Raw genomic sequence first — 10,850 nt, forward strand, 5'->3', positions numbered from 1 at the left:
CGGGGGACGCCTCGCAGGCCCGGCCGCCCCGCCGGTCGGCGGCTCAGGCGTCGTTGTCGGCGCCGCCGGCCAGCAGCGGCTCCAGCACCAGGTCGGGGTTGTCGCGCTCGATGACCCGCAGCCGGTACTTGTTGTGGATCAGCACCAGCAGTTCGCCGTCGGCGCGGCGCTTGAGCACCTCCGCGCCCGACAGCGCGTGGGCGGCGGGCGCGGAGTCGGCGTCGGTGCGCCGCGCCATCGTGTACTCCAGGTGGGCGAGTTCGACCGGGGCGTTGAACTCCTCGGCCATGCGGTGGGAGACCACGTCGAACTGCAGGGGTCCCACCGCCGCGAGTACCGGCGCCTGTTCGCCGCGCACGTCGGAGGTCAGCACCTGCACGACGCCCTCGGCGTCCAGCTGGGCCATGCCGCGCTGGAACTGCTTGTAGCGGCCCGAGTCCTTGGCCCGCGCCACGGCGAAGTGCTCCGGGGCGAAGCTGGGGATGGGGGCGAACTCCACCTTGGGTCCGGCGTAGAGGGTGTCGCCCACACTCAGCGCGGCGGCGTTGACCAGCGCGATCACATCGCCCGGGTAGGCGGCCTCGACGGTGGAGCGCTCGCTGCCGAACACCGCCTGGGTGTACTTGGTGGCGAAGGGCTTGCCGGTGTTGGCGTGGGTGAGCACCATTCCGCGCTCGAACCGGCCCGAGGCGATGCGCACGAAGGCCATGCGGTCGCGGTGGGCCTTGTCCATGTTGGCCTGCATCTTGAAGACCTGGCCGGAGAACGGCGCGTCGAGGGGGCGGCGCTCGCCCTTGGCGTCGACGGGGTCGGGGGGAGCGGGGGCCAGGTCCACCAGGGTCTGCAGCAGCTTGGAGATGCCGAAGTTGGGCAGTGCGGCGCCGAAGAGCACCGGCGAGGACTCCCCGGCCATGAACGACTTCTCGTCGAACTCGGCGCCGATCTCGCCGAGCAGCTCCATCTCCTCGGTGGCCTGGACCCAGGTCTCGCCTTCGGCCTCGGCGGCCTGCTCGGGGGTCAGGTGTTCTTCCAGCGCGCGGGTGGCGCCGCCGGGGGTGCGGGTGAGCTTGGTGTAGGTGCCCTCGGAGCGGTCGATGAGGCCGCGGAAGTCGCCGGCGATGCCCACCGGCCAGTTCAGCGGGGTGGGCCGCAGCCCGATCCGCTGCTCGATCTCGTCCAGCAGCTCCAGCGGCTCGCGGCCGGGCCGGTCCCACTTGTTGACGAAGGTGATCACCGGCATGTTGCGGGCGCGGCAGACCTCGAACAGCTTCAGGGTCTGGGGCTCCAGGCCCTTGGCCGAGTCCAGCAGCATGATCGCGCAGTCCACGGCCGAGAGCACCCGGTAGGTGTCCTCGGAGAAGTCGGCGTGGCCGGGGGTGTCGAGCAGGTTGAGCACGCAGTCGCCGTAGTCGATGCGCAGCGCGGCGGAGGTGATGGAGATGCCCCGGGCCTGCTCCATGTCCATCCAGTCGGAGGTCACCCCGCGGCGGTCGCCCTTGCCGTGCACGGCGCCGGCCGAGGTGATGGCGGCGGCGTGCAGCGCCAGCGCCTCGGTCAGCGTGGACTTGCCCGCGTCCGGGTGGGAGATCACCGCGAAGGTGCGCCGCCGGGCGGCCTCGTCCGCGACCTCGCGGGCCGGCTTGTTGTGGGTCTCTTCGGCCGTCGTACTCACCGCTGCTGCTGTTTCCTCACCTGGTCGCCGGTCGCTTCGAGGTGCGTTCTGCGCTGGTCTCCCAGCCGCTGGGCGAACTCCTCGGCCATCGCGAGCTGACCGCGCAGGTCGCGGCAGCGCTGCTCGGCGGCCCGCTCGAACTCGTCGAGCCGGTGGGCCAGGTCGGCCCGCCGGTCCCCGTCCAGGCCGGACTCGGCCAAGCGGTCCAGGACCTGCAGCAGGTCGCGGGTGTCCTCCAGGCTGAAGTCGAGGGGTTTCATCCGCTTGATCAGCAGCAGCCGATCCAGGTCGGCCTCGGTATAGAGCCGGAACCCGCCCCGTGAGCGGGCCGAGGGCTCGACCAGCCCGATCTCGCCGTAGTAGCGGATGGTCCGCAGCGACAGGCCCGTGCGTTGGGCGACCTCGCCGATCTGCATGTGTCCGGCGCCCATCGTTGCACCTCCTGCCTTAACCCTACCCCCACGTCAGAAACGGCGAGCCGGTCGTCCGCCGTCGAGAGTAGCGCTCGGCGCGGTCGTGCCGGGCCGGTGGGAGCCGCGCGGGGGAGCGGGCGACGTGCAGGGCGGCGATCGCAGACGGCGGGCCGCGGTGGCCGGGCGAAGCGCAGCCCGCCCGGCCACCGCGGCGGGAGGCAGCGGTGGAGTGTTGCGGAAGCGGCACCGCTGCCCCGGCGTTACAGACTCTACTATCCCGTGAGAGTAGAGTCGCCGCAGAACCGGCCGCCGCTCCGCGGACACGGCCGGGCCCACGGACGTGCGGTCGCCTCCCGCGCTCCGCGGCCGGCCCCGCAAGCCGCGACCATCACCGGCGAACACCTCCGGCCGGGGAGCTACGCTCCCGCGCGTGCCCGCCGTCGCGGTCGCCGCCTACGCGCTGCCGCCGACGGTCGCCACCCCGCTGGGCACGCGGGAGCGGGCGTGGAGCCGCCCCCGCCCGCCGATCACTCCGGCGCCGGTCCCGTGGAGTCGCGGATGACCAGGTGGGAGGGAAGCACCACGCGGCGGGGCCCGTCGTCTGACGGGCGGGTCGAGCCCTTGGTCAGCAGAATCTCCACGGCGGCGCGACCGGACTCCTCCTGGGGGCCGGCCAGCGTCGTGAGGGCGGGGACGCAGAAGTCGGCGCCGAAGATGTCGTCGTAGCCGACCACGCTGATCTGCTCGGGCACCGAGACGCCGCGCTCGGCCAGTCGCCGCAGGATGCCGATCGCCAGCAGGTCGTTGTGTGCGACGACGGCGGTCGCGCCCGAGACCAGCGCGGCGTCGGCGGCCGCACCGCCGCCTGCGACCTGCGGAGGGAAGGGGCCCAGCCGGGTCGCGGTCATGCCGCGCTCCTCGGCGCCCGCGCTCAGGGCGCGCCAGCGCTCTCCGGCCAGCCAGGAGATGTGCGGTCCGGAGAGGTAGACCAGTGAGCGGTGGCCCAGCGAGGCGAGGTGGTCCACGATCTGCCTGCTGCCTGCCGCGTTGTCGACGACGACGCTGGGCAGGCCCTCGACCTGGCGGTCGATGAGGACGAGGTTGTGCTCGCGGGCGAGTTCGGCGGTGGTGGCCTCGGGCATGCGGCTGGACGCGAGCACGAACCCGTCCACCGAGCGGGCCAGGCGCTCGATCTTGTCGCGCTCGGTGTCTGCGGACTCCTCGGTGAACCCGAGCATGAAGGTGATGTCGGCTGCCGTCGCCCGCCGCTCGGCTCCGCGGATGGGGCCGAAGAAGTGCGGGTTGGCGATGTCGGGCACGAGCATCGCGACCGTGGCCGTGTGCCCGGACTGCAGTGCGGTGGCCAGCGGGTTGGGGTGGTAGCCCAGGCGCTCGGCGATCTCCAGGACGTGCCGGCGGGTGGCGCCGTTGACGCGTCGGGGGTTGCTGAAGGCCCGGGAGACCGTCGATGCGGCGACTCCGGCTTCTCGGGCGACGTCGTAGACGGTCGTGCGCTTGGGAGTAGGCATGATGCGTCTGTTCTACGCGACATTGGCAACATTTGGCAATCGCTTGCCATGCCGTCCTCGCGAAACCTAAGGTTCACACAATTCGCGCTTCTGGCCGGTCGCGCACCGGGCTGAACTGCACCGATCGTTGTCCTCGTCGACTGGAGCACCGGATGTCCGACACCCCCGAACCACCCGGCGACGGGCCGCCCCCGCGGTCCCGCCCGGCGGCGGTCCGGTGGCTGGAGGCCGCGGAGCTGGCAGCAGGCATCGCGCTCCTGGCCCTGATCTTCGTGCTGATGCTGACCCAGGCGCTCCAGCGCCATCTGCCCGTGTCCGGATGGGTGTGGACCGGCGAACTCGCCCAGCTCGGCTTCGTATGGCTCGCGTTCTCGCTGGCCGGCTACCTGCTCGGCCGCGACGAGCACATCACCCTCAAGCTGATCGACTTCGCACCGCAGGCGTGGATCCGGCGCGCCGTGTGGATCGCGGCCAACCTCGTGGTGGCCGCCGTCTGCGCCGGTTTCGTCGTCGATGCGACCGAGTTGGTCTTCGGCGGCTCTCCGATGACCACGCCCGCCCTGGGGATCCCCATGAGCTGGGTCTACGTGATCCCGATGGCCGGGTTGGCGCTGACCGCGCTGCGCGCGGCGGTCAACGCCGTGGCGACCGGCCCGCCCGCCGGCGCGCCGCTGCCCGCCGAAGCCGATGCCGACGCCGGGGAGGCCGACCGATGAACGCCGCCCTGGTCGTCGCCGGAATCCTGGTCCTGCTCCTGCTGCGGGTTCCCATCGCCTTCGCGATCCTCGGGCCCTGCCTGGCCTACATGGCGCTGACCGGCCAGTCCACCGGGCTGAGCCTGCGCACCGCCGCCGAGGAGATCAACAGCTTCCCGCTGCTGGCGGTCCCGCTGTTCGTCCTGGTCGGCGTGACCGCCAACCACACCGGCATCGCCGACCGCATCTTCGCGTTCGCCCAGGTGCTCTTCGGCCGCGTCCGCGCGGGGCTGGGCTACGTCAACATCGGCGTGAGCGTCGGCTTCTCCTGGATGAGCGGAAGCGCGCTGGCCGACGTCGCCGGCGTGGGCAAGATGACGGTCCCGGCGATGACGAGCCGCGGCTACTCGCGGCGCTTCTCCATCGGGCTCTCGGCGGCGTCCAGCCTGATCGGCCCGGTCATGCCGCCGAGCATCCCGGCGATCGTCTACGCGTCGGTGGCGGCGGTCTCCACAGCGGCGCTGTTCGCCGCGGCCGTCGTCCCGGCGCTGCTGATCGCCGGCGGGCTCGCGCTGGCCGTCTTCATCTGGGGGCGCCGCCAGCACCACCTGGCCGGACGGCGGCCCGAACCCGGCGAGGTGCGCGGCGCGGTGCTGCGCGTCCTCGGCCCGCTGGGGGCTCCGGTGCTGCTGCTCGGCGGCATCCTCAGCGGCCTGTTCACCCCCACCGAGGCCGCAGCGGTCGGCGCGGCCTACGTGTTCGTCCTGGGCTTCTGCTACCGCAGCCTGAACCCGCGGACCCTGGGGCGCATCGCGGTGGAGACCGCCACCACAGCGGCCTCCATCGCCGTCATCCTGGCGGCCTCCGGCCTGCTCGGCTGGATCCTCGCACGCGAGCAGGTTCCCCAGGACCTGGCGTCGTTCCTGCTCGGCTTCACCGACAGCCCGCTGGTGTTCCTCCTGCTGGTCAACGTCGCGCTGATCTTCATCGGCACGGTGCTGGAGCCCGTCGCGGCGCTGGTGATCACGGTCCCCGTGCTGCTGCCGGTGGCGATGCAGTTCGGCGTGGACCCGGTGCACTTCGGCGTCATCACCATCGTCAACCTGATGATCGGCCTGCTCACCCCGCCCATCGGCGGAGTCCTGTTCGTACTGGGCTCGGCGACCCGCACGCCGATGCAGGAGGTGTTCCGGGGTACCGCCCCGTTCCTCCTCCCCCTCATCGCGGTCCTCGTGCTGCTGACCGTGGCACCGGATGTGGTGCTGTTCCTGCCCGCGCTTCTCGACCTCTAGCCCTGCCCCGCAAGACCGACCCCATCGCCGCTTCGACGCGGCATCCCCCGAAAGGACCCCTTAGGAGGCGTTCGATGCGCACCACCCTTCGCTGGGCGGCCGTTGTTCCCGTTGCCGCTCTGACCCTCGCCGGATGCGGCGGCGGGGGCGGATCCGACGACGGCGGGATCACCCTGTCGTTCTCCAACAGCTACGGCGAAGACCACCCGCACACCCGCTGCGGCATCGACGTGGTCGCCGAGAAGGTCGACAAGGCCGACGCCGGCATGACCGTCGACACCTTCCCCAACAGCCAGCTGGGCGACAACACCGAGACCTTCTCCTCGGTCATGTCCGGCGACATCGACATGGACGTGCAGGGTTCGGCCGCGCTGGGCTCCACCTACGAGCCGATCGGCGTGTTCGACGCCGCCTACGCGTTCGACGACGCCGACCACCTGTTCGGCTTCTTCGACTCCGACGCCTCCACGACCGTCAAGCAGGACTTCGAGGAAGCCACCGATACCAAGATCCTCGACGTCTGGTACTTCGGCGACCGCCACTTCACCGCCAACCAGGCAATCCGCAAGCCCGCGGACCTGGAAGGGCTGCGGATGCGGTTCCCCGACTCCCCGATCTACCTGGAGAACGCCGAGGCCCTGGGAGCCGACGCGACCACCGTCGCCTTCGAGGAGGTCTACCTGGCCCTGCAGCAGGGAACCGCCGACGGCCAGGAGAACCCCATCCCCACGATCAGCAGCGACAACTTCGACGAGGTGCAGTCGCACATCAGCCTCACCAGCCACCAGATCGGCTCGCAGATGATCGTCGTCTCCGGTCAGACCTGGGAGCGGCTCTCCGGCGAGCAGCAGGACGTCCTGCAGCAGGCGGTCAGCGAGACCCGCGCCGAGAACCGGAAGTGCATCGAGGAGGCCGAGGCCGAGATCCTCGACGAGTGGAAGGCCGACGGGACCATCGAGATCGTCGACGACGTGAACGTCGAGGCCTTCCGCGGCCAGGCCCGCGAGTACTTCCGCGACAACCTCGACGGCAAGTCGCTGGAGCTGTACGAAGCCTTCCAAGAGGCGAAGTAGGCCGGCGGAGACGACGGAGCGGAGCAACGCACATGCGGCGCAGTATCGCCACGGTATCCCTCAGCGGCACGCTGGAGGAGAAGCTGCAGGCGGCAGCGGCGGCCGGGTTCGACGGGGTCGAGATCTTCGAGAACGACCTCGTCGCCGCACCGGTGCCGCCGCGGGAGGTCCGCGCCATGGCCGCGGACCTCGGCCTGGGCATCGACCTCTACCAGCCCTTCCGCGACTTCGAGGGGGTCGACGACGCCCAGCTCGAACGGAACCTGCGCCGAGCCGAGGCCAAGTTCGAGCTGATGCTCGAACTCGGCACCGACACCATGCTCGTCTGCTCCAACGCCTCGGAGGCGGCCATCGGCGACGACGCGCGTGCGGCGGCACAGCTGCACCGCCTCGCCGAGGCCGCCTCCCCCTACGGCGTGCGCATCGCCTACGAGGCGCTGGCCTGGGGGCGCCACGTCGACGACTACCGGCACTCCTGGCGCCTCGCCGCCGAGGCCGACCACCCCTCGCTGGGGGTGTGCCTGGACAGCTTCCACATCCTGTCCAAGCGCGACGACCCTTCCGGCATCCGGGACATCCCCGGCGAGAAGATCTTCTTCCTGCAGCTGGCCGACGCCCCCTACATGGCCATGGACCTGCTCCAGTGGAGCCGGCACTACCGGTGCTTCCCCGGCCAGGGCGGATTCGACCTGACCGCGTTCACCAGGAACGTACTGGAGGCCGGCTATACCGGCCCCCTGTCGCTGGAGGTCTTCAACGACGTATTCCGCGCCTCCGACCCCCACCGCACCGCTGCGGACGCGCTGCGCTCGCTGTCGGTGCTGGAGGACGCGCTCGGCCGCGAGCGGGCGGCGGAGCGCGTAGCCGAGGGACCCGGGGCCGACGGCGCACGGCCCCGGGTCACCCTCACCCGCCTGCCCGATCCGCCCGAGGACGCCGCCTACGCCTTCGTCGAGGTGGCCGCACAGGAGGCCGGCGCCGACAGCGTGCGCGCCGTGCTGGCCGCGCTCGGGTTCGACCACACCAGCGACCACCGCTCCAAGCCCGTCCAGCTGTGGAGCCGCGGCGACGCCCGCGTGCTGCTCAGCGCCACCGATCCGCGCCTGGGGCACACCTGGGACGGCGACGCCGCCGTCACCGCCCTGGGCGTGGAGGTCGCCGACCCCGACCGCGCTGCGCAGCGGGCCGACCTGCTGCTCGCGCCGACCCTCCCGCGCCGCCGCGACCCCGCCGAGTCCCGCATCAGCGCCGTGGCCGCCCCCGACGGCACCGCCGTGTTCTTCTGCCCTTCCAGTCAGCAGGGCCGGGGGTGGCTGGCCGACTTCGCAGCGGCGGCCGTGCGCGACAGGAACGAGGGCGCCGGCGTCCCGGTGACCGCGATCGACCACGTAGGCCTGTTCCAGCCCTTCGACCACTTCGACGAGGCATCGCTCTTCTACCGCTCGGTGCTGGGGCTGACCCCGGACGCGAGCCTGGAGGTGGCGGCCCCCGACGGGTTGGTACGCAGCCGAGCGCTCCACTCGCACGACTCAGGGCTGCGCATCGCGCTCAACGTCTCGGTGCTGGGACGCGGAACCCGGGCCGACGCCGCGGGCGGGGCCCAGCACATCGCCTTCGCGTGCGACGACGTGTTCGCCGCCGCCGAGGCGATGCGCGCCGGTGGCGTCGCGCCGCTGCCCATCCCCGACAACTACTACGACGACCTCGCCGCCCGCACCGACCTGGCGCCGGCGGTACGCGAGCGGATGCGGGAGAACGGGATCCTCTACGACCGCGCCGGCACGGGGGAGTTCTTCCACTTCTACACCCCGATGCTGGGCAACCGGCTGTTCTTCGAGGTGGTGCAGCGCGTCGGCGGATACACCGGCTACGGCGCCGCCAACGCCCCCATCCGCATGGCCGCCCACCGAGCGGAGCGCACCAGGTGACCGGCGCGATCGGCGACGAGGCGGCGCGGCACACGGCCGTACCCGAACCCGCCGGCGCCGCACCGTCCTACCTCGTCGGACTCGTCGGCGCCGGGGTCGGCCCCTCGCTCACGCCGCCCATGCACGAGCGTGAGGCCGCCGCGTCCGGGCGGCGCCTGATCTACCGCACCATCGACATCACCGACCTGGGCCTGCCCGCGGAGTCGGTGGCCGAGCTGGTATCCGCGGCGCGGCGGCTCGGGTTCAACGGGTTGAACATCACCCACCCGTGCAAGCAGCTGGTGCTGCCCGTCCTGGACGGGCTCACCGCGGACGCGGCCGCGATCGGGGCCGTCAACACCGTGGTCTTCGACGGCGGGTCGGCCATCGGGCACAACACCGACTGGTCGGGCTTCGCCAGATCCCTGGGGCGCGGGCTGCCGCACGCACCCCGCGACCGGGTCGTGCTGCTGGGCGCGGGCGGTGCGGGTGCGGCCGTCGCCCACGCGCTGCTGGCTTCAGGTGTGCGCGAACTGTGCGTCGCCGACCTGGACGCCGAGCGGGCCGGGGAACTGGCCGAGCGCGTGGGCCGCCGGTTCCCCGACGCGGCGGTCGCCACCGGCGACGCCGCCGCTCCCGGCCGCCTTCTGGCCTGGGCGGACGGGCTGGTGCACGCCACACCGGTGGGAATGGCCCACCACCCCGGCATCCCCGTCCCGCCGGAGCTGCTGCGCCCGCCCCTGTGGGTTGCCGACGCCGTCTACCGCCCGCTGCGCACCGAACTCCTGCGCAGCGCCGAGCAGAACGGCTGCCCCACCCTGGACGGCGGCGGCATGGCGGTCTTCCAGGCCGCCGACGCCTTCGAACTGTTCACCGGCCTCGTTCCCGACCGCGACCGCATGCTCACCCACTTCCACGATCTGCTCGCAACGGAGTGACCCCTCCCGCCCTGCCCATCAGCCGCGCGTACCTAGGGCGGGGGAGCCGGGGACCCTCCCCTGCCGCCCGCCTCATCCCCGTCGGCTCCGCGGCCTGCTGCTCCCACGGCACCGGTGGCTCGCTCCGCCGGAGACAGCTCGTTCATGGGGCGAACGGATCGAGGGGAGCGCCGAAGACCCGGTCCATTCGGGCCTCTGTGCTGTCAGCGAGCACGTCTTGGGCCAAGGGGCGCAGACCGCGTTCGACGGCCATCCGGTGTGCAGCCGGGTCGATGCAGAACAGGACCCCGAGTACACGCAGCAGGCGGGCCGCGTTCTCAAGGTCGACGGGGAGCAGGGGGTTGGCGTGCCTCCACACGATGTTCACGGCTTGGTCGGCGATCCGGCGCTTCAGACCCGCGAAGCACGTCTCTTGGCCGTCGGATGCCAGGAGGGCGCCCAGCGCCGAAGCCGGGACGCGGTGCAGGGCGTCGGCGCACCGGTCCAGACCATGGGCGAGACTTATCAGTAGTGAACACCAGAAATGGCCGGTGAGGGATGTGCGGATCTCCCTTGTGCCGAGTGTGCTCTTCTCCGTTTTCACCGCGGAGGCCTCGATCGCGGGCAGTCCGCGGTCGGCGATCGTTTCGGCGATGTTCCGCGTCAGCCGAATCCGGTATCCGTATTCTGCGAGCCAGTCGGTGATATCCATCAGCGCGATTCCGGCCGCGGCCCGTTGCTCGCTGGTGGTGATGTTCCGGTGCCGCCATCCGTTCGGCGGAGCCGGGGCACTGTGCCATCGCTCTTCTGCAAAGGAGCGGAGCACGCGGCGCTCGTCCGGGGAGCGTCCGGCGCGGCCCAGGTGCCCGGGCCACCCGTGCATGCTGCCGCCGCACCCGGCGCACCGGCATTTCGGGCGGGTGGCTTCGGCGCACCGGCTATTGTGATTCATGGTCCCCCTGCTTCCTGGAGAGAAGTGCGGCGAGCTAATCGACGTTCGATCTCGTCGCTGCTTCTCGGACTCGGATGCAGACGCAGGAACCGGATTCCCGATAGCGCGGTATCACCGACCGGGGAGCCGGCAGTCGCCCGATGGAGACACTTTTAGTCGCGCGTACCTAGGGCGGGGCGGTAAGCCCCTGGGTAGCGTCCTATAGGTTCGACCGGCGCCCTTGGCCGTTATCGGTCACCGTCGCGCCGATGAGGCCGGGTGGTCGAAAGGCCGGTGGCGGATCGCGGAGCGCCGGAAAGGGACGCGTTCGGCGCGCCCGGTCTTGTCGACATTCGTAGACGACCGGAGGAGCGGCGTTCTCGGTACAGCATGTGAGTGGGACGGGGCGGGGGCGGCGGCC

Annotated in this window: 9 protein-coding genes; 5 read left to right on the forward strand and 4 right to left on the reverse strand. The window is 71.7% G+C overall.

The genetic code is table 11. From position 1 onward, the window contains the following. Positions 1 to 43: 43 nt before the first annotated feature. From LP52_RS06165 to LP52_RS06175, 3 genes are all read right to left on the reverse strand, one after another. Complete coding sequence (locus LP52_RS06165) at positions 44 to 1,672, reverse strand: peptide chain release factor 3 (RefSeq protein ID WP_040271434.1); 1,629 nt, start codon at positions 1,670 to 1,672, stop codon at positions 44 to 46. Next, on the reverse strand, positions 1,669 to 2,103 hold the full coding sequence (locus tag LP52_RS06170) for a MerR family transcriptional regulator (protein ID WP_040271435.1): 435 nt from the start codon (positions 2,101 to 2,103) through the stop codon (positions 1,669 to 1,671). The genes LP52_RS06165 and LP52_RS06170 overlap by 4 nt, the downstream gene beginning before the upstream one ends. Positions 2,104 to 2,612: 509 nt before the next feature. Continuing rightward, positions 2,613 to 3,614 (reverse strand): LacI family DNA-binding transcriptional regulator, encoded by a 1,002-nt coding sequence (locus LP52_RS06175; RefSeq protein ID WP_040271436.1) that lies wholly within the window; start codon positions 3,612 to 3,614, stop codon positions 2,613 to 2,615. Positions 3,615 to 3,766: 152 nt separating this feature from the next. On the opposite strand from LP52_RS06175, the gene LP52_RS06180 reads away from it, so the two are divergent. The 5 genes from LP52_RS06180 (at position 3,767) to LP52_RS06200 (ending at position 9,519) form a co-directional block, all read left to right on the forward strand. Continuing rightward, positions 3,767 to 4,330 carry a TRAP transporter small permease gene (locus LP52_RS06180; RefSeq protein WP_052809497.1) on the forward strand — a complete coding sequence of 188 codons (564 nt, stop codon included), beginning with the start codon at positions 3,767 to 3,769 and terminating at the stop codon, positions 4,328 to 4,330. Then, complete coding sequence (locus LP52_RS06185) at positions 4,327 to 5,601, forward strand: TRAP transporter large permease (RefSeq protein WP_040271437.1); 1,275 nt, start codon at positions 4,327 to 4,329, stop codon at positions 5,599 to 5,601. The genes LP52_RS06180 and LP52_RS06185 overlap by 4 nt, the downstream gene beginning before the upstream one ends. Positions 5,602 to 5,675: 74 nt before the next feature. Further along, positions 5,676 to 6,674, forward strand: a complete 999-nt coding sequence (locus tag LP52_RS06190) for a DctP family TRAP transporter solute-binding subunit (RefSeq protein WP_040271439.1) — start codon at positions 5,676 to 5,678, stop codon at positions 6,672 to 6,674. Positions 6,675 to 6,706: 32 nt separating this feature from the next. Then, entirely contained in the window at positions 6,707 to 8,602 is a 1,896-nt protein-coding gene (locus LP52_RS06195) for a bifunctional sugar phosphate isomerase/epimerase/4-hydroxyphenylpyruvate dioxygenase family protein (protein WP_040271440.1), read from the forward strand. Further along, complete coding sequence (locus LP52_RS06200) at positions 8,599 to 9,519, forward strand: shikimate dehydrogenase (protein WP_394298188.1); 921 nt, start codon at positions 8,599 to 8,601, stop codon at positions 9,517 to 9,519. The genes LP52_RS06195 and LP52_RS06200 overlap by 4 nt, the downstream gene beginning before the upstream one ends. A 142-nt stretch (positions 9,520 to 9,661) precedes the next feature. Here the strand turns inward: LP52_RS06200 and LP52_RS06205 are convergent, their stop codons facing one another. Next, a complete protein-coding gene (locus tag LP52_RS06205) occupies positions 9,662 to 10,210 on the reverse strand; it encodes a hypothetical protein (RefSeq protein ID WP_040271441.1) in 549 nt (182 codons plus the stop codon). Positions 10,211 to 10,850: the final 640 nt, after the last annotated feature.

The organism is Streptomonospora alba, from assembly GCF_000826685.1.
In the GTDB taxonomy this organism is placed as follows: Bacteria; Actinomycetota; Actinomycetes; order Streptosporangiales; family Streptosporangiaceae; genus Streptomonospora; species Streptomonospora alba.